Origin of the sequence: Streptococcus sp. 27098_8_148 (genome assembly GCF_041432105.1) — a bacterium.
Lineage (GTDB): Bacteria > Bacillota > Bacilli > Lactobacillales > Streptococcaceae > Streptococcus > Streptococcus parasanguinis_AE.
The window spans coordinates 80611-103734 of record NZ_JAPVYY010000005.1; the positions used below are offsets into that span (position 1 = coordinate 80611).

At 44.3% G+C, this 23124-nt stretch carries 20 protein-coding genes; 7 read left to right on the top strand and 13 right to left on the bottom strand.

All coding sequences use genetic code 11. The features are described from left to right. Window positions 1-80: 80 nt before the first annotated feature. From hutG to O3646_RS05725, 8 genes are all read right to left on the bottom strand, one after another. Window positions 81-1073 (bottom strand): formimidoylglutamase, encoded by a 993-nt coding sequence (gene hutG, locus O3646_RS05690; RefSeq protein ID WP_024054987.1) that lies wholly within the window; start codon window positions 1071-1073, stop codon window positions 81-83. A gap of 82 nt (window positions 1074-1155) precedes the next feature. Continuing rightward, a complete protein-coding gene (gene hutH / locus O3646_RS05695) occupies window positions 1156-2697 on the bottom strand; it encodes a histidine ammonia-lyase (protein ID WP_301362563.1) in 1542 nt (513 codons plus the stop codon). A 215-nt stretch (window positions 2698-2912) separates the two neighbouring features. Beyond that, the gene (locus O3646_RS05700; protein WP_031576513.1) at window positions 2913-4256 is read right to left on the bottom strand and encodes an APC family permease; all 1344 of its coding nucleotides are present in this window, start codon (window positions 4254-4256) and stop codon (window positions 2913-2915) included. Window positions 4257-4277: 21 nt separating this feature from the next. Then, the gene (locus O3646_RS05705) at window positions 4278-4856 is read right to left on the bottom strand and encodes a HutD family protein (RefSeq protein ID WP_003013270.1); all 579 of its coding nucleotides are present in this window, start codon (window positions 4854-4856) and stop codon (window positions 4278-4280) included. Window positions 4857-4871: 15 nt separating this feature from the next. Continuing rightward, entirely contained in the window at window positions 4872-6545 is a 1674-nt protein-coding gene (locus O3646_RS05710; protein WP_003008645.1) for a formate--tetrahydrofolate ligase, read from the bottom strand. A 35-nt stretch (window positions 6546-6580) separates the two neighbouring features. Further along, window positions 6581-7210 carry a cyclodeaminase/cyclohydrolase family protein gene (locus O3646_RS05715; RefSeq protein ID WP_129823947.1) on the bottom strand — a complete coding sequence of 210 codons (630 nt, stop codon included), beginning with the start codon at window positions 7208-7210 and terminating at the stop codon, window positions 6581-6583. Between the two features lie 11 nt (window positions 7211-7221). Then, entirely contained in the window at window positions 7222-8121 is a 900-nt protein-coding gene (gene ftcD / locus O3646_RS05720) for a glutamate formimidoyltransferase (RefSeq protein WP_049515960.1), read from the bottom strand. Window positions 8122-8204: 83 nt separating this feature from the next. Further along, window positions 8205-10235 (bottom strand): urocanate hydratase, encoded by a 2031-nt coding sequence (locus tag O3646_RS05725; protein ID WP_129823948.1) that lies wholly within the window; start codon window positions 10233-10235, stop codon window positions 8205-8207. 199 nt (window positions 10236-10434) lie between these two features. Here O3646_RS05725 and hutI point away from each other — a divergent pair, with 199 nt between their 5' ends. The 3 genes from hutI (at window position 10435) to O3646_RS05740 (ending at window position 16865) form a co-directional block, all read left to right on the top strand. Beyond that, entirely contained in the window at window positions 10435-11682 is a 1248-nt protein-coding gene (gene hutI / locus O3646_RS05730; RefSeq protein WP_037608072.1) for an imidazolonepropionase, read from the top strand. 291 nt (window positions 11683-11973) lie between these two features. Then, window positions 11974-14358: a phosphoketolase gene (locus O3646_RS05735; RefSeq protein WP_129823949.1), complete on the top strand. Its 2385-nt coding sequence runs from the start codon at window positions 11974-11976 to the stop codon at window positions 14356-14358. 389 nt (window positions 14359-14747) lie between these two features. Beyond that, window positions 14748-16865, top strand: a complete 2118-nt coding sequence (locus O3646_RS05740; protein ID WP_173020150.1) for a bifunctional metallophosphatase/5'-nucleotidase — start codon at window positions 14748-14750, stop codon at window positions 16863-16865. Window positions 16866-16931: 66 nt separating this feature from the next. On the opposite strand, the gene O3646_RS05745 is transcribed toward O3646_RS05740, so the two are convergent. The 3 genes from O3646_RS05745 to O3646_RS05755 are packed head-to-tail and all read right to left on the bottom strand — an operon-like array spanning window position 16932 to window position 19261. After that, on the bottom strand, window positions 16932-17339 hold the full coding sequence (locus O3646_RS05745; protein WP_118396801.1) for a hypothetical protein: 408 nt from the start codon (window positions 17337-17339) through the stop codon (window positions 16932-16934). Further along, complete coding sequence (locus tag O3646_RS05750) at window positions 17320-18222, bottom strand: phosphodiester glycosidase family protein (protein WP_371610662.1); 903 nt, start codon at window positions 18220-18222, stop codon at window positions 17320-17322. The genes O3646_RS05745 and O3646_RS05750 overlap by 20 nt, the downstream gene beginning before the upstream one ends. Further along, window positions 18209-19261 (bottom strand): GtrA family protein, encoded by a 1053-nt coding sequence (locus O3646_RS05755; RefSeq protein ID WP_371610663.1) that lies wholly within the window; start codon window positions 19259-19261, stop codon window positions 18209-18211. The genes O3646_RS05750 and O3646_RS05755 overlap by 14 nt, the downstream gene beginning before the upstream one ends. A 303-nt stretch (window positions 19262-19564) precedes the next feature. Here O3646_RS05755 and rpsF point away from each other — a divergent pair, with 303 nt between their 5' ends. The 4 genes from rpsF (at window position 19565) to O3646_RS05775 (ending at window position 21358) form a co-directional block, all read left to right on the top strand. Next, the gene (gene rpsF / locus O3646_RS05760; RefSeq protein ID WP_003005040.1) at window positions 19565-19855 is read left to right on the top strand and encodes a 30S ribosomal protein S6; all 291 of its coding nucleotides are present in this window, start codon (window positions 19565-19567) and stop codon (window positions 19853-19855) included. Between the two features lie 20 nt (window positions 19856-19875). Further along, window positions 19876-20373: a single-stranded DNA-binding protein gene (locus O3646_RS05765; protein ID WP_003008622.1), complete on the top strand. Its 498-nt coding sequence runs from the start codon at window positions 19876-19878 to the stop codon at window positions 20371-20373. 41 nt (window positions 20374-20414) lie between these two features. After that, entirely contained in the window at window positions 20415-20654 is a 240-nt protein-coding gene (gene rpsR, locus O3646_RS05770) for a 30S ribosomal protein S18 (RefSeq protein ID WP_000068664.1), read from the top strand. 182 nt (window positions 20655-20836) lie between these two features. Beyond that, a complete protein-coding gene (locus O3646_RS05775; protein WP_214259570.1) occupies window positions 20837-21358 on the top strand; it encodes a GNAT family N-acetyltransferase in 522 nt (173 codons plus the stop codon). Between the two features lie 34 nt (window positions 21359-21392). Here the strand turns inward: O3646_RS05775 and O3646_RS05780 are convergent, their stop codons facing one another. Both O3646_RS05780 and O3646_RS05785 read right to left on the bottom strand, forming a co-directional pair. Beyond that, window positions 21393-22070 (bottom strand): DUF1129 domain-containing protein, encoded by a 678-nt coding sequence (locus O3646_RS05780; RefSeq protein ID WP_195424399.1) that lies wholly within the window; start codon window positions 22068-22070, stop codon window positions 21393-21395. Between the two features lie 28 nt (window positions 22071-22098). Further along, entirely contained in the window at window positions 22099-23043 is a 945-nt protein-coding gene (locus O3646_RS05785; RefSeq protein ID WP_214259571.1) for a magnesium transporter CorA family protein, read from the bottom strand. Between the last annotated feature and the right edge of the window lie 81 nt (window positions 23044-23124).

Below are 23124 nucleotides of genomic sequence, written 5' to 3' on the forward strand. Positions count from 1 at the left end.
CTTTCAGGCGAAAATGAAAAAAGCATAGAAATACCCAAGCAATGGGTGTTTCTATGCTTTTTATGTGTGTAGAAATCTTCTTAGTTCAGTTTTTGTTGCGCCAATATTTGGGTCAAGTAAAAGATAAAGGTCGCAGCAAGGTTTGAAGTATGGTTGTCAATGTCATGAGGAGGAGAAACTTCCACGACATCAAATCCGATTAGCTTACCACTAGCAGCAATGTGTTGGAGAAGCAGAAGGGCCAGTTTGGGATCGACACCCAATGATTGGATGGCGCTAACACCAGGAGCAGAGCCGACCGCAAAGCAATCCATATCAATAGACAGATAGATCGCGGTTTGGTTTTCTAAAAATTGATCGATTCGATCCAGAATGGCTTGGTGGCTCATCTGGAAGAGGTCTTGCCCTGTTAAGAAATCAATGCTTGGTGTTTTAGCGACATAATTAAAGAGGAAGAGGTTGTTATTGTGCTCTTGGATCCCAAGGATGAGGTAAGGGAAGTCCTGACCTTTTTCTTTCGCATGATCAGCCATTTGACGAAATCCTGTTCCAGAATTGGGACCGGTTTGGTCGTATGGCCGCAAATCAAAGTGGGCATCCAGATTGATCACAGCCAGTTGTTCATCTTTTTCTAAACTGGATTGAATCCCTAGATAGTGGCCGTACGCAGTTCCGTGACCGCCTCCTAGGACAATAGGTTGGATCCCTAATTGGTACATGCGCTGGATCGCTTGTGAGAGACTTTCTTGGAGTTCTTCTAGTGAATGGTTGGGCCCGTCAATATTTCCCACATCATACACTGTCACATTGGTTCCCCAGTGCCATGGAAGTTTAGCGATTTGAGAACGGATGGCTGTAGGACCCTCGACTGCTCCTACACGCCCATTATTGATATAGACTCCTTTGTCGCTCTTAAAGCCGATGATCCCAAAGGTCATACCCTCAAATGGAGTGAGTGTCTCGTCGTTTAGGTCTAAAAATTTGGTGACCATTCCCCATTTGGCCGTGTAGGGATTGTCCTCGATGCTACCTTGGTAGTAGCTGTAGGTCATTGGATAGTAGTTTGTGAGCAAGCTTGTCGCCTCCCTTATTTTTCTGAAAGCAGGCAGAGGCTGAGAAGATCGCCAGCCTCTGTTTTGCTTTATTCTTACTGTATCAGTATTGAATGCTTAAGTCAACTGCTTTTTCGATGGTTGCTAAGAATTCTTCGCTTTCGACAACAGCAGATGCTTTATTGAGTTCTTCAAAGATTTCGATATCTTTGTCAAATTCAATGAAGTTCAGTTTTTGACGAATCAGCTCATAAGCTGGTTTTGTCCCTTTACCAAGTTCATGATTTTCTGGTTTGAGATCTAAGGCTTGGCAGGCTGCCATGATTTCAGTAGCAACGATGCGACGTGAGTTTTTAAGAATTTCTGCTGCTTTACGAGCGGCAGTCGTTCCCATGCTGACGAAATCTTCTTGGTTTTCACAAGATGGAATAGAATCGACACTAGCAGGGTGAGCCAAAATTTTATTTTCCGATGCAAGGGATGCACAAGCATACTGGGTAATCATGAAGCCTGAGTTGAGTCCAGGGTGTTTGACCAAGAATGATGGTAATTTACTGAGTTGGCTGTTGACCAAGCGTTCCACCCGACGTTCGGATACATTCCCAATTTCAGAAAGGGCAATGCCTAAGAAGTCAAATGGTTGCGCCATTGGTTCACCGTGGAAGTTACCTCCTGAGATGACGTGTCCTTCTTTGGTAATGATTGGGTTATCTGTGACAGAGTTGATTTCGATTTCAACTTTTTCTTTTACGTAAGCAATAGAATCCTTGCTGGCCCCATGAATTTGAGGGATACAGCGAAGTGTATAAGGATCTTGGACCCGTTGTTGAGTCGCAACAGTGGTATTCTTGCTTCCTTCAAGAAGGTTACGGATGTTGCGAGCAGTTGCCAATTGTCCACTTTGTGGGCGGATGGTATGAAGGTCTTCTTCGAATGGACTGGTAATTCCATTGTGAACTTCCATTGAGAGAGCACCAGCGATATCAGAGAGTTTGAGCAATTGGATACCATCATAAGTCGCAAGAGCACCGATACCGGTTAGGACAGTCGTACCATTGATCAAGGCAAGCCCTTCTTTGGCAGCTAATTGGATCTTTTCAATTCCAGCACGATCTAAGGCTTCTTGACCACTGAGAAGTTCTCCTTTGTAGTAGGCGCGTCCAAGACCCAACATTGGTAAAACCATATGAGCAAGTGGTGCTAAGTCTCCAGAAGCTCCGAGAGAGCCTTTTTCAGGGATATAAGGAGTGACTCCTTTGTTGAGCAATTCTAACAGTTTTTCAACAGTTGACAGACGAATGCCAGAATAACCTTTCAAGAGTGAGTTGATACGGATCAGCATGATGGCACGAACGGCATCTTCAGGAAGTGGATCACCGAAGCCAGATGAGTGAGTCCGGATCAGATTTTCTTGCAGTTGAACAGTATCTTCTGGAGAGATGCTGACATTACAGAGGGAACCAAAGCCAGTGGTTACACCATAGACGACTCGTTTTTCCCGGACAATGTCATCAACGATTTTACGGGATGCGATAACGGCTTCTTTGGCTTGTTCATCAAGCTCACATTGGGCACCGTGCCGAGCGACAGCGATGACTTCTTCGAGTGTTAAGCTATTACCATCTAAATGAATCAATTGAGTCATATAAAACCTCCGATTATGAATAGTTGTTCTGTGGAAGTAGTGTTGTTTACTTCGGTTTGAATACCAAACATGGGCCCATTGTCTATTGATCATAAAAATTGAAAAGAGTCATAGAGAAAAGGGCTCAGGTTTGACATTCGTGGAGTCCTAGATGGGTTAGGGAGCAAAACCGAGCTTCACTCCCGTCTCTGTTCCCATCTAGTGTGTAAAGAAAATTAGTGAGGAAGGGTTTTCGATTTATGTAGTTTATCGCCGTGGAAAACAAAGTAGAGTCCACTTGCGATCACGAGACCGATGGCACCCCAAACAAAGTTCATCATGTTGTCCCCTGCAATCATCAAGATACTGATCACAACAGCTAGAACTGGGATAACAGGACCAAATGGTACTCGGAAGGTAACCTTTTTGTCTGGGTACATTTTTCTGAGTTTGATGGCTGCCAAAGCAGTTGGAATGTATTGGAAGAAACGGAAGACAACACTGAAGGTTGCTAATGTTTCGAAAGAGCCAGATAACAAGAGTAAGAAGGCGAAGATACCAGAAATGATAATGGCAATGACAGGGGCATTCTTAGAGTTTGTTTTTCCAAGCCCTTCTGGCAAGAGTTTTTCAGTTGCTAATGCGGCACCAAAACGAGGGACCATGATGGATTCACCGATGTTTAGACCGGCGATTGAAATGAGGGCTCCGTAAGAAACGAGTGGAGCTCCGATAGGGCCAATCATTTCGACAAATGCGTCTTGTACTGGTGCACCAGTTTGCATAATGCGACCACCAAGCATGGCGATTGTTCCTGCGATGATCAACATGTAGAGAACAGATACAATACTGATAGAACCTAGAATAGCGCGGGGAACGTTCTTTTCAGGGTTGCGCATTTCCCCTGCAACGATAGACATGGTTTCAAATCCGATGAAACCGTAGAAGATGTAGACGGCTGTACTAGAAATAGAACTGAAGAGGTTTGTTCCACTTTCCAATTGAAGGAAAGGTGTGAAGTTGCCCTTGCTCACGCCACCGGGAATGAAGAAGATGGCAAAGAGTGAGAAGAGGACAATTGGAATTAATTTTGCAACAGTAGCTGTCAGAGTAAACATCTTAGAGGTTTTCAGACCGGCAATGTTCATCAGACTCAAGAGAATCAGCATACCGATACTGATCGGAAGGTTGTAGCCTTCAAATGCTGGGAAGGTGATGATGAAGATCTTAGCAAATCCGGCTAACATGGCAGCCCAAGCGATAACAGTAACGGCCCAACCGAGAATCCCAACGTTAAAGCCAACGAAGTCTCCGAAAGCGGCTTTTGAGTATTGCATGGCTCCACCGTTTTTGTCGAAGTAGCCAGCTGTTTCAGCCAGACAGGCTGATAGTAGCATGACGAGAATGGCAACCCCGAACATGACAGCTAGAGAAGCTGGTCCGAGGCCAGAATAAATTTTTTGAGGAAGGAGGAAGATACCAGATCCGATTACGGCGTTGATACCGTAAAGAGTGGCACCGCTAAAGCTGAATTTCGCTTTTTCTTGTTCCTCAATCGACTGTTTATGTGCTCCGTTCATAATGTTTCTCCTTTGTGAACATTATTGTAGTCCAGTCCAGATAGCAATCGGTTGCTCCCCAGACTGATGGGGTAAAAACGTGATTGTCATCTCTTGAAGAGGAGATGCTTGTTCGATCACCAGGAGCTCGTGAGTTTGGAGAGTTTGAGAATGATTGGTTCCCCATTCGAGTGTTAGTGGACAGAGAGCGTAGATCAATTGATAGCGACTCTGACTTTTGACACTCTCTTTTGGGGATATAGCACTCATATGCCCCTGATAAGAAGGTTTGTAAATCAAATTAAAGTCTTGACAAGTCCCTTGGCTAGATACAGGATCTCCCCCATCAAAGAAGTAGCTTTGAAAGGGGTTCAAAACCACTTCTTTATGGTGATGGGTGAGCCTAATGGAGGCATTCAAGGGCATCAAGATTCGGTGGTAGCCTGTGAGATCGGTAAAGTTACTTTTTTCAACCTCTACCGTTGCAGTAGAGAGGCGGAAGTCAAAGGTCCGATCTGGATAGCTTCCTCCCTCTGGGGAGAGAAAGAGTTGGGTGGTTTGGCCACCGGACCAGGTAGAAATTTGATAATCTGCGGGGGTAAGATGAAGGAGAGTCACCATAGGACGCCTTCTTTCTTAAAAGAGACCAGTGATATTGCCGTGGGCATCGATATCAATCTTTTCACTGGCAGGAACTTTAGGTAGGCCAGGCATGGTCATAATGGTACCAGTGAGAGCTACGATGAAGCCAGCTCCGGCAGCCACCTTAAGGTTACTGATTTTAACTGTGAAATCTTTTGGTGCTCCCATTTTCTTCGCATCGTCTGAGAAGGAATATTGGGTTTTGGCCATACAGATTGGGTAGTTCGAGAAGCCAAGAGCTTCTAATTCTTTCAGTTCGCGTTTGGCCGCTGGTGTTAAGCTGATGCCTTTACCACCATAGACTTTGGTAACAATCTTGGTCAATTTTGTTTCAATGCTGTCTTCTTCGTCATAGACATAAGAGAAGTGGTTTTCTTCTTGAGCCAGTTGAATGACTTTTTCAGCCAAGTCACGACCACCAGCTCCACCTTTTGCCCAGACATCTGAAATGACCACATCTACATTGCGTTTCTTACAAGATTCATAGACAGCTTCTAGCTCTGCTTCTGTATCCAGCGGGAATTTGTTGATGGCAACGACCACTGGTAGACCATAGACTTCTTGAATGTTGGCCAAGTGTTTGTCTAGGTTTGGTAGACCATCGATCACGGCTTGGACATTTTCAGTAGCCAAGTCCGCTTTGGCAACCCCACCATGCATTTTGAGGGCACGGATGGTTGCGACGAGGACAACGGCAGCAGGTTTGAGTCCAGCCATACGGCACTTGATGTCGATGAATTTTTCAGCACCGAGGTCTGCTCCGAAGCCAGCTTCTGTCACAACATAGTCTGCATATTTGAGGGCTAGTTTAGTAGCCAGCACACTGTTACAGCCATGGGCGATATTGGCAAATGGTCCACCGTGGATGATGGCAGGAGTATGTTCTAAAGTCTGCACCAAGTTCGGATGAATGGCATCTTTGAGGACAGCTGCCATGGCACCTCCAGCCTTGAGATCTTTGGCTGTGACCGGTTGTCCTTGGTAGTTGTACCCAATAATGATGCGATCAAGACGTTCTTTGAGATCAAGGATATTTTCTGAGAGACAGAGAATGGCCATGATTTCAGAAGCCACGGTGATGTCAAAGCCATCTTCACGAGGAACTCCGTTTGTTTTTCCTTGAAGACCATCGACAATATGACGGAGTTGACGGTCGTTCATATCGACCACCCGTTTCCAGGTGATGCGACGAGAATCGATGCCCAACTCATTGCCGTGATGGATATGGTTGTCAATCAAGGCTGCAAGCAAGTTGTTGGCAATCCCAATGGCATGGAAGTCTCCGGTAAAGTGAAGGTTGATATCTTCCATTGGAACCACTTGGGCGTACCCGCCACCGGCAGCTCCACCCTTGATCCCAAAGACCGGGCCAAGAGAAGGTTCGCGGAGAGCAATGACGGCTTTTTCACCAATAGCTGAAAGAGCATCGACCAAGCCAACAGAGGTGGTTGTCTTTCCTTCTCCAGCAGGTGTTGGGGAGATGGCTGTCACGAGGATCAGCTTTCCATCTTCCTTATCCTTGAGTTGTTCCAGTTGGTTGCTATCAATTTTTGCCTTGTATTTTCCGTAGAGCGAAATATCGTCTTCGGTCAATCCAAGTTCAGCAGCGATATCGGTGATGGGCTTCATTTGGACAGAATTGGCGATTTCAATATCCGATAAAACCATAGAATCCCTTCTTTCTTTATTTTTATTTGCTAGGTTTAAGATAGACTTTCTAAAATGGTTTGGTAAATGTTATCTGCAAGATCAGAACCGGTTTGGAGAAGTTTAAGTCCCTTGCTGTAGTATTCTTGGACGAAGTCTAGATCCTTGATTCCTGAAATGTTGATCAAGACATTGAGCCAAGCCCCTTGAAGGCCAGCTTTGAGATTCAGAGCAGCTACCCCTAAGTCACTTGCCGCATTGGTGTTGGATTTGCCGACAGCTTCTTTTGTGGTTTCAAGAGCCTCGACAATGAGCTCCATCATAGAGAAAGGAGATTCAGTTGCCTGTTTCAAGGCTTGTTGCATGGCCTCACGACGAGCGGCTTTCTCTTCTTCCGTTTCTTTTGGAAGATCAAAGACAGCTGATACGACATTGAAAGCTTCTGTATCCTTGTCGATGGCTTCTAGTAATTGGTCTTGGAGGTGAGTGCTTTTTTCGTGAACCCCTTTGATGTGGTCTTCAAATTCTGCGTATTTTTTCTTTCCAATGGTCAGTTCACAGACCATTTTTGTAAGGGAAATCCCATTCGCAGCGGATAGGGCAGCAGCAGAACCACCACCTGGAGCTGGAGCATCCGAACCAAGGACCTTGGCAAACTCTGTAATACTTAAGTCAACTAGTTTCATAGATCCCCTTTCTAACCCAACAAGTGATTTTCCAAGACTTGTTTGCTGTAGTCAAAGTCTTCTAATTGCAAGTAGTATTCAGCTGAGTCGATCAAAGCCTTAGCAGGAGCAAGTCCGATGAGTTCTGTTCCGATGATTCGAACCCCGTAGCGTTGTGCTTCGAAACGAACGGTTTCAACGACACGATACAATGGGAATTGTTCCAAGTTGACCATGTTGATAGAGACTTGGGCGATGTTACGATCTTCTAGCATGACACCGATCGCTTTACAGTATTTGTATCCACCGCTTGATCCACGAATGATTTTAGAAATTTTATTGGCAATATCTAGGTCGTCTGTGTCAAGGTTAATATTGAAAGCAACGAGTGGCATACGGACACCAACGGCTGTAACCCCTGCAGTTGGGTGAATCTTGCGTTCGCCGTAGTCTGGCTTCCAGTCTTCTTCCAACAATTTTTCTGGCATTCCTTCAAATTGTCCTTTGCGCACTTTAGCCAAGTTTTTCCGTTCTGGGCGAGTTGCAGCATCTTCATAAAGGAAGATTGGAATACCTAATTCGCGATTGATGCGTTCGGCCACTTTGTTAGCGATTTCAACGCATTCTGCTGTAGTGATATCTTTGACAGGAACGAATGGACAAACGTCTGTTGCCCCCATCCGAGGGTGTTCGCCTTCGTGCTTGGTCATATCGATATTTTCAGATGCATATTTCACCAATTGGAAAGCTACTTCTTGAATGCTTTCTTCATCCCCAACGAGTGTAAAGACGCTGCGGTTGTGGCTAGCATCAGACGAGTAGTCTAATAATGTGACACCTGGGATGCTTTTTGCTGTGGCTACCAATCCGTCGATCACAGCCTGATTGCGTCCTTCAGAAAAGTTTGGAATACACTCAACAATTTTTGCCATATAATTACCTCTTTTTATAGGAGAAGTGGGGAGGAGGAGTCTTTGCATTTTCCTCCCCTTTCTCAGATTTTTATTTTTTGATATTAAAACAATTTTTGAACCGCATCTTTGACCAAATCATCGTCTGCAAGATAAGGAATAGTGATGTGGTCTGTTCCTGCATGGAGACGGTTGTATTCGATCGCTGTTTCAATAGCATGATCGTTCCGTGCCCAGTTCCGACGAGCAACCCCGCCCATGGTATCCCATGAAATAGCAGATTTGATAATTTCATCGATTCGGTGACTACCGTCTAGAACGAGACCAAATCCTCCGTTGATAGCTTTACCGATACCAGTACCACCACCATTGTGGAGAGCAACAAGACTCATACCGCGAGCAGCGTTACCGGCGTAACATTGAACCGCCATGTCACAAGTAACGTTTGATCCATCTTTGATGTTTGATGTTTCACGGAATGGAGCATCTGTACCAGATACGTCGTGGTGGTCACGTCCGATCATGACTGGTCCAATCTTGCCTTGGCGAATGAGTTCATTGAATTTCAAAGCAATGTTGACACGGCCCATACAATCTTGGTAGAGGATACGAGCTTGGGTACCAACCACCAATTGGTTCTTCTCAGCATCGCGAATCCAGTTGTAGTTATCGCGGTCTTGGTAGCGACGAGTTGGATCGATCGCTTCCATTGCTGCGTGGTCAGTTGCAATCAAGTCTTCGTGTTTACCGCTGAGGCAGACCCAACGGAATGGACCATAACCATAGTCAAAGAGCATAGGTCCCATGATATCTTCTACATAAGATGGCCAAATGAAGCCGTCCTTGTCATCCAAACCATTCTTAGAAATTTCCTTGATGCCTGAGTCGTAAACGGATTTCATGAAGGCATTACCATAGTCGAAGAAGTAGGTGCCTTTAGCCGTCAAATCTTTAATCACTGCGAAGTGACGAGCCAAGGTTTCATCGACCAAACGATGGAAGGTTTCTTTGTCTTCTGCCAACAAACGTGTCCGTTCTTCAAAGCTGATACCAACTGGGCAATAGCCACCATCATAGACGTTGTGGCAAGAGGTTTGGTCAGACAAGAGATGAACGTGCACTTGGTGTTCATTGACATATTCGAGCAAGTCTACGATATTACCATGGTAGGCAATCGAAGTTGATTCACCAGCTTCCAGTGCTGCTTGAGCTAATTTTACAGCTTCTTCCGCACTGTCGGTCACTTGGCTAATCCAACCTTGAGAGTGGCGCGTTTCGATCCGAGAGCGGTCGACTTCAGCGACAATGGCAACCGCTTTTGCAATTTCAGCTGCTTTCCCTTGAGCGCCGCTCATCCCACCGAGACCAGATGAAATAAAGAGTTTACCAGTTAAGTCGCCATCATCAGGCACACCGAGTTTAAGACGTCCAGCATTAAGAAGGGTGTTAAAGGTACCGTGAACGATCCCTTGAGGTCCGATGTACATCCAGCCACCAGCCGTCATCTGACCGTAGTTGGTAACGCCCATTTCTTCAGCGATTTCCCAGTCGTGCATATTGTCATATTCACCAATCAAGAGACCGTTAGTAATGACGACACGAGGAGCTTCTGGTTTCGATTTGAAGAGGCCTAGAGGGTGACCAGATTCAACCACCAAGGTTTGGTCTTCTGTCATGACTTCCAAGTATTTCTTGATCAAGTTGTACTGCATCCAGTTGGCGCAGACAGATCCTGTTTCCCCATAAGTGACCAATTCATATGGATAAAGGGCAATTTCAAAGCTCAAGTTGTTGTCGATCATGACCTGCATAGCCTTAGCAGCAGTGCATTTTCCTTTGTACTCATCGATTGGTTTTCCGTAGATCCGATCTTTTGGACGGAAGCGATAGCCATAGATCCGACCGCGAGTTCTCAGTTCTTCCAGAAATTCTGGGATCAACTCTTGGTGGAATTTTTTAGGAATGTAACGCAAAGCATTTTTAAGGGCAATTTCAGTCTGAGCTTGCGTTAAGCGGAAGCCTCTATCAGGTGCACGACGGATGCCTTCTTGAAAAGTCGCCTTTTCAGGTAGGACATCAAAGTCAAGTTTGACAGACATAGCAGCTGCAATTTCTTTCTCGTCTATAAATGACATAGCAGAACCCTCCTTATAGTTGGACTGTGAATTTATATTTTCTTTATTGTATCGAAGAAACGTCAATAAAGAGTCAAAAAAAAATATAATCTTTAATAAAGCAAAAAAAAATGAGGGAAAAACTTTTTGACTTTTTTTTGACGCTTTTCCTGTAGAATTGTAAAATGAATAACAATGGAAATAGAAAGGAATGTTTCATATGTCTGCTGATATCCTATTAACCCACTTTAACCAATTGTTTTGTCCGAATGATCTGGGTCATCCTCTCTATGGCAAGGAGATGGCAGAAGCGCAAATCCTTTCCGATGCTTATATCGCTATTAAGGATGGAAAAATTCTTGCAGTTGGGACAGGTCAACCAGATCCAGAACTGATTGATGACCATACGGAAGTGAAATCCTGTGAAGGAAAAGTTGCGACTCCTGGCCTGATTGACTGCCATACCCACTTGGTCTATGGAGGTAGTCGTGAACATGAATTTGCGAAAAAATTAGCGGGTGTTTCTTACTTAGACATCCTCGCCCAAGGCGGTGGAATTCTGAGCACGGTTCGGGCGACACGGGAAGCTTCTTTTGACAATCTCTATGACAAGTCCAAACGACTGTTGGATTACATGTTGCGTCATGGGGTGACTACTGTCGAAGCCAAGAGTGGCTATGGTTTGGATTGGGAAACTGAAAAACGCCAGTTGGATGTTGTGGCTGCATTGGATCGGGATCATGAAATTGATCTGGTATCAACCTTTATGGCAGCCCATGCGATTCCCACAGAGTACAAGGGCCGTTCCCAAGAATATTTAGATCTCATTGTGGAGCAAATGCTTCCCAAAGTGAAGGAAGAAAAGCTAGCTGAGTTCTGTGATATCTTCTGTGAAAAAGGTGTCTTTACAGCAGATGAATCTCGCTATCTTCTTTCAAAGGCTAAGGAGATGGGCTTCAAGCTACGGATCCATGCCGATGAAATCGAATCCATTGGTGGTGTTGATGTGGCGGCTGAATTGGAATCTACTAGTGCAGAACACTTGATGGTGATTACCGATGAAGGCATTCAAAAATTAGCTGCAGCAAAAGTGATTGGAAATCTTTTGCCTGCTACAACCTTCAGCCTCATGGAAGATACCTATGCACCGGCTCGTAAGATGTTGGACGCTGGGATGGCCATCACCCTAACAACGGACAGCAATCCAGGGTCTTGTCCAACAGCCAATCTCCAGTTTGCCATGCATCTGGGTTGCTTCATGATGCGCCTAACTCCAGTAGAAATTCTCAATGCAGTGACCATCAATGCAGCCTATTCAGTAGATCGTGCTAAAACAATCGGCTCTTTCGATGTTGGCAAACAGGCTGACATTACCATCTTTGATGCACCAAATCTAGATTATCTCTTCTATTTCTTTGCGACAAATCTAGTGACAGATGTCTACAAGAAAGGTCAAAAAGTCATTTAACCTACTCCATTTCATTTGGGACTTTGCTGGTTTGCAAAAATCAGCAAAGTCTTTTTTTAAAACCTATCCCTGTAGGGAATGGAACCACTTTAGTGGGAAATTAAAATTTGACGTTCAAAGAATATTTTTCTTACTTTCTGATGTACAAAAAGGGAAATTCTTGATAGAATAGAAGTAATATTGAATATTTTCTTCAATATCATCTGTTTGTCGTGAAAACAGATTGTTTAAACTATTGATCAAACGAACAGGTTGTTCAACAGACCTGTCTAGAAATTGTGAGGAGACAAGATGACTGTCGATTATAACAGCAAAGCTTACTTGGATAAAGTAGACGCTTGGTGGCGTGCAGCCAACTACATTTCAGCTGCTCAAATGTACTTAAAAGATAACCCGTTGTTGAAGCGCGAAGTCGTTGAAAACGACTTGAAGGCTCACCCAATCGGACACTGGGGAACTGTACCAGGGCAAAACTTTATCTATGCTCACTTGAACCGTACCATCAACAAATATGACTTGGATATGTTCTACATTGAAGGACCAGGTCACGGTGGACAGGTAATGGTATCGAACTCTTACTTAGATGGTTCTTATACTGAATTGAATCCAAACATCCCACAAAATGAAGAAGGTTTCAAACACTTGTGTAAGATCTTCTCATTCCCAGGAGGAATTGCTTCTCACGCTGCGCCTGAAACACCAGGATCTATCCACGAAGGTGGAGAACTTGGTTATGCCCTTTCTCACGCTGCAGGTGCTGTATTGGATAATCCAGATGTGATTGCTGCCACAGTTATCGGTGACGGTGAAGGAGAAACAGGTCCATTGATGGCTGGTTGGTTGTCAAATACCTTCTTGAACCCAGTCAACGATGGGGCTATCCTTCCAATCTTCTACCTCAACGGTGGGAAGATCCACAACCCAACCATCTTCGAACGCAAAACAGACGAAGAATTGGCCCTCTTCTTTGAAGGTCTTGGTTGGAAACCAATCTTTGCGAATGTCACTGCAATTTCAGAAGACCACGAAACTGCCCACGCTTTGTTCGCTGAAAAATTGGACGAAGCAATTGAAGAAATCAAGAAAGTCCAAGCAGAAGCTCGTAAAGGTTCTGCTGAAGAAGCAACTCAACCAGTATACCCTGTCTTGATTGCTCGTATCCCTAAAGGTTGGACTGGTCCAAAAGCATGGGAAGGCACACCAATCGAGGGTGGATTCCGTGCGCACCAAGTGCCAATCCCAGTAGATGCTCACCACATGGAGCATGTTGATGCTCTTCTTTCATGGTTGGAATCTTACCGTCCAGCTGAATTGTTCGACGAAACTGGTAAACTAGTTCCTGAAATTGCTGAAATTGCACCAAAAGGTGACCGTCGCATGGCGATGAACCCAATCACAAATGCTGGTGTGATCAAACCAATGAACACAGCTGATTGGAAGAAACATGCCCTTCAATTCAACACACCAGGTGAAATCATGGCTCAAGACATGATCGAATTTGGTAAGTATGCGGCAGACTTGGTAGATGCGAACCCAGATAACTTCCGTATCTTCGGTCCAGACGAAACCAAATCAAACCGTCTTCAAGAAGTCTTCACTCGTACAAGCCGTCAATGGTTAGGACGTATGAAACCAGACTACGATGAAGCCTTGAGCCCTGCTGGTCGTGTCATTGACTCTCAATTGTCAGAGCACCAAGCAGAAGGAATGCTTGAAGGATATGTCTTGACAGGTCGTCATGGATTCTTCGCTTCTTATGAATCCTTCCTTCGTGTTGTAGATTCTATGATCACTCAACACTTCAAATGGTTGCGTAAGTCTAAGACACATACAACATGGCGTAAAAACTACCCAGCCTTGAACTTGATTGCAACTTCAACTGTCTTCCAACAAGACCACAATGGTTACACTCACCAAGATCCAGGTATCTTGACTCACTTGGCTGAGAAAACTCCTGAATATATCCGTGAGTACTTGCCAGCAGATACCAATAGCTTGCTTGCAGTGATGGATGAAGCCTTCAAGGGAGAAGATGTGATCAACTTGATCGTTTCTTCAAAACACCCACGTCCTCAATTCTACTCAGCAGCTGAAGCAGAAGAATTGGTTCGTGAAGGATACAAGGTGATCGATTGGGCTTCAACTGTTTCAGCAGATGAAGAACCAGATCTTGTTATTGCAGCTGCAGGTACAGAGCCAAACTTAGAAGCTCTTGCAGCCATCACAATCTTGCACAAAGCCTTCCCAGAATTGAAGATCCGCTTTGTCAACGTTATCGACATCTTGAAATTGCGTCACCCATCCGTTGATGCGCGTGGACTTTCAGATGAAGAGTTCGACAAAGTCTTCACAACTGATAAACCAGTCATCTTTGCCTTCCATGGTTATGAAGGCATGATCCGTGATATCTTCTTCAACCGTCACAACCATAACTTGCGCGTGCATGGTTACCGTGAAAACGGGGATATCACTACACCATTTGATATGCGTGTGATGTCTGAGTTGGATCGCTTCCACTTGGCACAAGATGCAGCTAATGCAGCTCTTGGAGATGCAGCAAGCGCATTTGCAGCGAAGATGGATGAAACAATCGCCTTCCACCATGACTACATCCGTGAAAACGGAGACGACATTCCAGAAGTTCAAAACTGGAAATGGGAAAACGTGAATAAATAAGAAAAGAGAGTGGGACAGAAATCGGTAATTCGTTAGAATTCGATTTCGTCGTCCCACCTCCGCACAGTTGAGTAGGGCTGTAAAAGCTGATGAAATCAGTGTAGTAGAGCCCACTCAACCACTGCGTCTTGCTCGACAATCCAAAAATAATTGAGAGGCTAGGACTTTTGTCCCAGCCTCTTTTGTGAGGAACAGCAAGTAACAAAAGGAAGAGACTGAAAATAGATGTTCGGAAATCAAGCGTTTTCCGATAAAATTGTAAGAGTTTCCAGGAAAATATTGAAGTAAAACCGAAAAAATAGTAAAATGGAAGAGCTGATTGCAGCAAATCAACTGTTCTGCGTTCTCCTTTTTGGAGAAGTGTTCTACATTAGAAAATGGAGTATTCTATGAAGAAAAAAATTATCTTGAAAAGCAGTATCCTAGCGGTCGCTGCGGGTCTTAGTGTTTTCGCGATCAATAGCGTTTTCGCAGACGAATTACCCGTGCAGTTCATGGGCGTCAATGACTTCCACGGTGCCTTGGAACAAACAGGTACAGCTCGTTTAGAAGGCGAAACTGTGAAAAACGCAGGAACAGCCCCACTTTTGGCAACCTATTTGAACGATTCGCAAAAAGACTTTGAAACGGAGAATGCCGGAACGCCAAATGCCAGCATCCGTGTGCAAGCTGGAGATATGGTCGGAGCTAGTCCAGCCAACTCTGCCCTCCTTCAAGATGAACCAACTGTAAAAGTATTCAATGAAATGAACTTTGAATACGGAACTCTTGGTAATCACGAGTTTGACGAAGGACTTGGTGAATTCAACCGGATCATGAAGGGAGAAGCCCCAACACCTGGTCAATTCAATAAGATTGTCGATGAGTATCCTCATGAAGCTTCTAAACAAGAAGTCGTGATTGCCAACTTGGTCGACAAGGATACCAACAAAATCCCATTTGACTGGAAACCTTATACCATCAAAGAAATCCCAGTCAATGACAAGACCGTTAAGGTCGGATTTATCGGGGTTGTTACGACAGAATTCCCAAATCTTGTTTTGCGTAAAAATCATGAACAATACCGTGTTTTGGATGAAGCAGAATCGATTGCCAAATATGCGCGTGAATTAAATGACCAAGGAGTTCATGCTATCGCTGTCTTGGCCCACGTTGCTGCCACTAGTAAGAATGGTGTAGCAGAAGGTCCTGCTGCAGACATGATTAAAAAATTAAACCAAATCTATCCTGAAAACTCAGTGGATATCGTCTTTGCAGGTCACAACCACCAATATACAAACGGGATGGTTGGAAATACCTTGATCGTTCAAGGTACGTCTCAAGGGAAAGCCTACTCGGATGTCCGTGGAGTCCTAGATACAGATACAGCTGACTTTGTTAAAGCTCCAACTGCTAAAATTATTGCAGTAGATCCATCTAAAGGCAAAGCAAAAGATGCCAAGGTTCAAGCGATCATCGATGATGCCAATACGACGGTTAAAAAAGTAACAGAAGCAAAAATCGGTACAGCAGACAAGGCTGAAAATATTACCCGTGAATTGAATGCACAAAAAGAAAGTGCTGTTGGAGATTTGGTTACAGCAGCGCAACTAGATATTGCCAAAAAATCAGGTTATCCAGATGTTGACTTTGCCTTCACCAATAATGGAGGAATCCGTGCAGACCTCGTGGTGAAACCAGACGGAACAGTCACTTGGGGTGCAGCTCAAGCAGTACAACCATTTGGAAATATCCTCCAAGTAGTCGAAATTACCGGAGACCAAATTTATAAAGCTTTGGACCAACAATATGATGAGAAAGAACTTTACTTCTTGCAAATGGCAGGGATCAAGTACACCTATACGAAACCAGCCGATGCAACGGAAGAAAATCCTTATAAGGTCGTGAAAGCTTACAAGGCAGACGGAACCGAAATTGATCGCAACAAGACCTACAAGGCGATTATCAACGACTTCTTGTATGGTGGCGGAGATGGCTTCTCAGTCTTCCGTGATACAAAATTGATCGGTGCGATTAATCCGGATACTGAAGTCTTTATCCAATACATCGAAGATGTGAATAAGGCAGGGAAAAAGTTGTCTGCTTCAATCTTGGGCAACAAGACCTTTGTGGAAAAAGTGGAAGAAGAAACACCTACTCCAGAACCACAACCAACTCCTCAACCACAACCGGAACCACAGCCAGCGCCAGTTGATCCAGTAAGTCCTGTAAATCCAGTTCATCCTGTAGCTCCAGTAACTCCTGCTACCCCAACTACCCCAACTCCACAACCTGAAGGCCCAGTAACTCCAGCTCAACCAGCTGCAAGCGAAACAAAAGAAGTGGCAACAAACAAACCAGTCGCTGTCACTTATCATACGGGTGGTCAAGCAGAAGTAGCTGCTACACCAGCAACTGGTCTTCCAAAAACAGGTCAAGATGAATTGGCATCAACAGTCCTTAGCCTCTTTGGTATGACCTCATTAGCTTTAGCAGGCTTTGTAGCCAGCAAAAAACGTGAAGGTTAAGTCGTTCATCCGTTAACTTACCTTAAAAAACGTCCGTTCTATAAAGAAACGGACGTTTTTGATGTCTTAGGCTGTTTTCTCCACCCAGACACTGCGGACAAAGAAGAGGCTAATCAGAGCTAGTGCTAGAAAGGCAACACCAATGTAATAATAGGGTTGATCCATTGTAGTAGATCGACCAGAGAGGTTAACAATCCCTCGGTAGAGGGCTCCGGCTGTGAGCGTAGCCACTCCTGAATTCCAAAGATTGAGGCTCAGGCGAGAGAAGCCTTTCACCATCAACTGTAGAAGCACTAGTAGGGCGCCACCGATCAAAGGAATCAAGAAGAGGTAGTGCATGAAGGCAGAGGTTTCGCCAAAACTAAAGTGTTCGTAGATACGACTTCCGACAAAGAAGAAAGCCGAGATAAGAATGTACCATAGGATGGTCTTTTTCAAGCGTTTTTTGATAGGATTAGTAACCGATGTAGACAATGTCACTCACCGCCCTTTCTGAGATAGTACCATTTGTTGTTGGTTTGTTAATAACTTGGCCATTGAAGTAAAGTGTAGAAGATCCACCCCCATCCAGGTTGTAGGCTGTTTTAACGCCATAAGACTTCATCACTTCGGCTAATTGGTAGAGAGATAGCCCTTCACTTTCTGAAGTCCGTCCATCTGACACGATGATAATGTAGTGATTTTCATCGATGATTCCAATCGCTGTCCGTGGATTAGACGCCATAGATTGCCCGACCTCTGAGTTGGTATCGACGGTAATTTCTCCATTTTCAACTAAGGAAGGACCGAAAGCGAGGAGATTGACGACCCCGTCTTTGACCAATTGATCCGCTGAGATCTCATCTTCATAGATAATTTTGAAGGATCCATCCTTGTAAATGGCTAGGTCACCATTGCTTGAATCTTCCCGAACGGTATCACGGTAGACCACTCCATTTCGGATGACGTATCCTGTACTGTTAGCCCCGTAATAGTCACCATTCACTGCTAGAATGGCACTGTTGTTGGCAGCTGTGACAGAGGTCTTAGCCGTCACGTTGGTTCCGTAAGTATTTTGTGCAAAGGCTGTTTTGAGGTAGTCAGATGAGCTGACTGTGATATCTGCAATGTAAACCTGGGTATTTTCAACCGTTTTTTCTGTTAGGCTTACCTGGATATTGTCATCTGAATAGCTAGTATCAGTCGTTGTAGCCGATGCAGCTGCTTTTTTGGCTGCCTTGGTGTCCGTAGTCGTAGCTTTTACGGTTTGGATGGCATCGGATAAGACAAAGGTCTTGAGCATAGAGTAGCTAAAACTGCTGGTCAAAAGAAGGCCAAAGCAGGCAGCATAGGTGTAGGATTTTTTAAAGAATTTCATGGTGGGTAGCAGTCCTTTCTTTGAAGATCACTTTTTTCTGGATCACCCATGAGACCAGAAAGAGGAGGAAGCCGACGACAATCTTACTGATCAGGAGATTGAGCCCGAAAGCAGTATAGAAGAGTCGAATCAAGAGCGTATCGAGAATAAAGAGGCCAAGAGCTAGACCAAAGTAGCCACTTCCGGTTTTAGCAACACTGTCTTTATTCTTAAAGACCAGGTGCTTATTGGTCGAGTAGTTAAAGATGGAACTCGTCACACGAGCGATCCCATTCGCTAGGAGAATACGTAGACTAATGGGCACGGCCATCATCACGAAGAGGAAGAAGGCGTAGACCAGATAGTCTACGATAAAACTACTTAGAGAGGAGAGGGCAAATTTAAACATGTCCTTGTAGATCATGAGGCCATCTCGGATAGGTCGGAAGTGGGAACCTTCATTGTCATTGATGTAGACTGTTTCAATCGGAACTTCTAGGATGGGGAAGGACTTGCTTGCTGCGAGGAGAACATTCATTTCATATTCATAACGCTGACCGTCAACCTCAAGCATGAAAGGCAAGAGATTCGTAGTGAAAGCCCGTAAGCCCGTTTGGGTATCGCTGACCGCCACCCCTGTTTGTTGCTTAAACAAGAAACGAGTCAATTTATTTCCGAAAGCAGAACGCAAAGGAACTTTTCCAGAGAAGGCGCGGGCTCCTAGAATAAGTGTTCCAGGATGCTCTTGAGATTGGTTAACAACCCTGAAAATATCCCAAATTTTGTGCTGACCGTCTGCATCAGCTGTAACAATGCTTCCATAGGTGCCTCTTTCTAGGATGTAGGCATAAGCAGTCTTGAGTGCTTGTCCTTTTCCTTGGTTGTGCTCATGAGTCAGAACTGTCGCAAGACCCTCTAATTTGTCAAAGATCACTTTCTTGTCAGCGTCACTCCCATCGTCGATGACGATGATGTGGAGATCGCTCTTAGCGTGAACCAAGCGAACCAGTTTGACAAGATTCAGATCCGGTTGATAGGCGGGGATGATAAGATAATTCATAATCGTTCCTCGTTTCTTGAGATTTGTTGTAGCTAGTATAAAGACTCAAGCTTAAAGCTAACTGATATCAGTTTTCTTTAAGGAAAGGAGAGGAAGAGTGGGAATAGTTTCTTCTATAAAATGTCATTTTTTAGGACATTTCTTTCTTTTTTCTCGAAGGGGACGTCCAGAATCATTTTTTAAATCCTAAAGATAATTCTTGCCTTTGTTCGCAAAGTCTGGTATAATAGTTTCTTGTGAGTAAACCTCACTTACCCCTTGCAAAGACAGGGGGTCATTAGTCCAAAAGGAGGAACATTATCAATGGCTAAATACGAAATTCTTTATATTATTCGTCCAAACATTGAAGAAGAAGCTAAAAACGCTTTGGTAGCACGTTTCGATTCTATCTTGACTGACAACGGTGCAACTGTTGTTGAATCAAAAGATTGGGAAAAACGTCGTCTTGCATACGAAATCCAAGATTTCCGTGAAGGACTTTACCACATCGTAAACGTTGAAGCGAACGACGCTGTAGCTCTTAACGAGTTCGACCGTCTTTCAAAAATCAACGGTGACATTCTTCGTCACATGATCGTAAAAGTTGACGCGTAAGAAATCATCAGAGGTGACTTATGATTAACAATGTTGTACTTGTCGGTCGTATGACCCGTGATGCTGAACTTCGCTACACTCCAAGCAATCAAGCAGTTGCTACTTTCAGCCTAGCTGTCAACCGCAACTTCAAGAGTCAAAATGGAGAGCGCGAAGCCGATTTCATCAACTGTGTGATCTGGCGTCAGCAAGCAGAAAACTTAGCTAACTGGGCTAAGAAAGGTGCTTTGATTGGGATTACCGGTCGCATTCAAACACGTAATTACGAAAACCAGCAAGGTCAACGTGTTTATGTCACTGAAGTCGTAGCAGACAGCTTCCAACTATTGGAAAGCCGTGCAGCACGCGAAGGGCATGCAGGTGGTGGTTATTCATCAGGCAACGGTGGTTTTGCTGGAAATGCAACCCCAAGCTTTGGTGGATCTGAACCAAGCAATGCAGCGCCAAACTTTGGTCGTGAAGAAAATCCATTTGGAGCGAATCCAATGGATATCTCAGACGACGATCTTCCATTCTAAGAATGGGTTTAACGAATTAAAACTATAAAGGAGAATTAAACATGGCTCAACAACGTCGTGGCGGATTCAAACGCCGTAAAAAAGTTGATTACATCGCAGCAAACAAAATCGAATATGTCGATTACAAAGATACTGAGCTTCTTAGCCGTTTCGTTTCAGAACGTGGGAAAATCCTTCCTCGTCGTGTAACTGGAACTTCAGCGAAGAACCAACGTAAAGTAACAACAGCTATCAAACGCGCTCGCGTAATGGCTTTGATGCCTTTCGTAAACGAAGATTAAAAAAGAGGTCCAGTGGACCTCTTTTTCACGAGCTTGAAAATAAAAAAGCGAGTAAGACCCTAACGGGTCTTTTTTTGCGAGCATAGAAATGTGATAGTGAGTTAGGTCCGGTGGACCTCTTTGACCTTTCCCTAGCTCTAATCGTGTTATAATGTGGGAAGAAATGTATCAAGGAGGGAACCATGAAGGAAGGTGTAATCATCAGGAGGATGATAAAGGCAGATATTGAGCACATATCTCAAGCCTTTATCCACCAAGGGTGGCCGGGTAGAAAGGATATCTTGACCAGCTATTTTCAGGATCAGGAGAACGGAGAAAGGGACGTACTAGTAGCTGAGTCGGATGGATTTGCGGCAGGTTATATCACTATATTGCCTGCTGCAAAGCACGGCCCTTTCGTGGGAGTCTATCCTGAACTATCTGATTTTAATGTTTTTGAGCCATTTAGAAATCGAGGAATTGGGAATCAACTCTTAGAAGAGGCAGAAAAAAGAGTCTGGCTACTATCAGAGATTGTTACTTTAGGGGTTGGTTTACACTCGGGTTATGGCCCAGCTCAAAGAATGTATGTCAAACAGGGCTATATCCCAGATGGATCTGGGGTTTGGTTTAGGGATCACCCCTTGGCCCCTTACAGTTCTTGTGAAAACAATGATGATTTAGTCCTCTATTTTTCAAAAAGGTTGAACAAGGAAATACAGTAAAACAAAAACGGATGAAAACTTCATCCGTTTCTTTTTAGCGTCGAGTTGCAGGTGCTGTGCTCGAACTTTTAATATTAAAGCGTTTCTTGAGGTAGAAGCGAAGGACAAGCGCTAGAGCTCCTAAAACGATGGCAAAAACATCTGGAATAGTTGGGTTGAGGACTTGTGGAAGTAATGAGGTAAAGGACAAGACGATGACCCAAAGGAACATGACTCCAACAAGAATCGGCATGGATTTCCAAAGAGAGGGACGCTCACTGCGATCTTTTGTGCCATCCATATACTGATAGAAGAAGTAGTACATGAGATACAAGAGCAGAGCCCCTGTCAAACTTCCAAGGATCAAGGTGATCAAACCATAGCCAGTACGACGCGGTGCAACCAAGTTCATAAAGGCGCTAATCGCAGCAAAAACACCAAAGATAAAGAGGAAGGAATCCAAAATCATGAGAGAGGGAGCATCGTTTAATTTCGGATGCTCTTTTTCATAGCGTTCTTTCTCGCTGAAAGAATTCGCCCAAACAGTTGGAGCACCAAAAAGGGTCCGTGCCGGAATTCCTTTTCCTTGGTTTTCATGGATAGCTGGTAAAATTTCTTGGATGAGGCTTTCTGCTTCTTCCTCTGTCTTTCCGTTTTCAAGCAATTGGTGTTTGGCGATGCGAACGAATTCTTGATTTTTTTTACTTAATTGAGTTAAATCAAATTGAGACATAAATACTCCTTAGTGTTATTAGTAGGTGTTAGAACCATTTTTTATGGATGAGGTAGACGACGAGAGACCCGGTCAGGGCAAAGGCGATGAAAATGATCAGCCAGAAGGCATGGGGCTCGCCGTTGAGCGGAAGCTCATTGTCCTTGAAGTTCATCCCGTAGGCCGAAAAGATCATGGTCGGAATGGACATGACAATGGTAACGAGGGCCAGGGTCTTCATGATGTTGTTCTGGTTGTTGGAGATGATCGATGCGAAGGTATCGGTCATGGAGTGCAGGATATTTCCATAAATGTCTGCCATCTCGATGGCCTGCTGGGTTTCGATCAAGGTATCTTCCAACAGATCCTCGTCTTCTAGGTATTTCTTGATGTTACTAGTAGCACTGGTCAATTTCTTGATCACGCGCTCATTGGTTTTTAGAGAGGCCTTAAAGTAGACGATGGTTTTCTCCAGCTCCATCAACTCAATCAGCTCTTCATTACGCGTTGATTTGTGCAATTGGCTTTCAATCTGCTCGCTTTTGCGATCCAAGGTACGAAGCGCAGACAAGTAGAGTTCAGCGTTGCGATAGAGGATCTGAAAGATAAAGCGCGACCGCATAAAGGTATAGAAATTCCGCAAGCGTCGGTGGATAAAGATATCAAGAAGTGGCAATTTCTCCAAGCAAGTCGTGATGATAGCTTCTTCTGTCAGGATAATCCCTAGCGGAATGGTCACGTAGTAGGTCTGATTGTTCCGCTCTTCCTTGATGGGAACGTCGACGATGATCAAGGTGTATTCATCTTCGATGGTCATACGGGACATTTCTTCCGCATCGAGTGGTGCCCGCAAGTCTGCAATATCGATATTAAAAGCAGAGGCGATTTCCATCGATTCACTTTGAGAAGGGTTCACAAGGTTGATCCAGCTACCAGGTTCCAGCGTCTCTATTTCCTTAAATTCAGTCGTTGTCGATAAAAAGACCTGTTTCATGGTGCCTCCCCTTGTTTTTTTACACCTTAACATTATATCAGAAAAAGGACGGTTTTGGATAAAAGAATACTAAAAAATTTG

What these genes read in the sequence shown, in the direction of transcription:
- O3646_RS05735 (WP_129823949.1), top strand. Translation starts at nt 11,974, where the DNA reads ATGACTGTCGATTATAACAGCAAAGCTTACTTGGATAAAGTAGACGCT.
- rpsR (WP_000068664.1), top strand. Translation starts at nt 20,415, where the DNA reads ATGGCTCAACAACGTCGTGGCGGATTCAAACGCCGTAAAAAAGTTGAT.
- O3646_RS05780 (WP_195424399.1), bottom strand. Translation starts at nt 22,070, where the DNA reads ATGTCTCAATTTGATTTAACTCAATTAAGTAAAAAAAATCAAGAATTC.
- O3646_RS05785 (WP_214259571.1), bottom strand. Translation starts at nt 23,043, where the DNA reads ATGAAACAGGTCTTTTTATCGACAACGACTGAATTTAAGGAAATAGAG.
- hutI (WP_037608072.1), top strand. Translation starts at nt 10,435, where the DNA reads ATGTCTGCTGATATCCTATTAACCCACTTTAACCAATTGTTTTGTCCG.
- O3646_RS05700 (WP_031576513.1), bottom strand. Translation starts at nt 4,256, where the DNA reads ATGAACGGAGCACATAAACAGTCGATTGAGGAACAAGAAAAAGCGAAA.
- O3646_RS05715 (WP_129823947.1), bottom strand. Translation starts at nt 7,210, where the DNA reads ATGAAACTAGTTGACTTAAGTATTACAGAGTTTGCCAAGGTCCTTGGT.
- hutH (WP_301362563.1), bottom strand. Translation starts at nt 2,697, where the DNA reads ATGACTCAATTGATTCATTTAGATGGTAATAGCTTAACACTCGAAGAA.
- O3646_RS05775 (WP_214259570.1), top strand. Translation starts at nt 20,837, where the DNA reads ATGAAGGAAGGTGTAATCATCAGGAGGATGATAAAGGCAGATATTGAG.
- O3646_RS05740 (WP_173020150.1), top strand. Translation starts at nt 14,748, where the DNA reads ATGAAGAAAAAAATTATCTTGAAAAGCAGTATCCTAGCGGTCGCTGCG.
- O3646_RS05755 (WP_371610663.1), bottom strand. Translation starts at nt 19,261, where the DNA reads ATGAATTATCTTATCATCCCCGCCTATCAACCGGATCTGAATCTTGTC.
- O3646_RS05750 (WP_371610662.1), bottom strand. Translation starts at nt 18,222, where the DNA reads ATGAAATTCTTTAAAAAATCCTACACCTATGCTGCCTGCTTTGGCCTT.
- O3646_RS05765 (WP_003008622.1), top strand. Translation starts at nt 19,876, where the DNA reads ATGATTAACAATGTTGTACTTGTCGGTCGTATGACCCGTGATGCTGAA.
- O3646_RS05725 (WP_129823948.1), bottom strand. Translation starts at nt 10,235, where the DNA reads ATGTCATTTATAGACGAGAAAGAAATTGCAGCTGCTATGTCTGTCAAA.
- O3646_RS05705 (WP_003013270.1), bottom strand. Translation starts at nt 4,856, where the DNA reads ATGGTGACTCTCCTTCATCTTACCCCCGCAGATTATCAAATTTCTACC.
- ftcD (WP_049515960.1), bottom strand. Translation starts at nt 8,121, where the DNA reads ATGGCAAAAATTGTTGAGTGTATTCCAAACTTTTCTGAAGGACGCAAT.
- O3646_RS05710 (WP_003008645.1), bottom strand. Translation starts at nt 6,545, where the DNA reads ATGGTTTTATCGGATATTGAAATCGCCAATTCTGTCCAAATGAAGCCC.
- rpsF (WP_003005040.1), top strand. Translation starts at nt 19,565, where the DNA reads ATGGCTAAATACGAAATTCTTTATATTATTCGTCCAAACATTGAAGAA.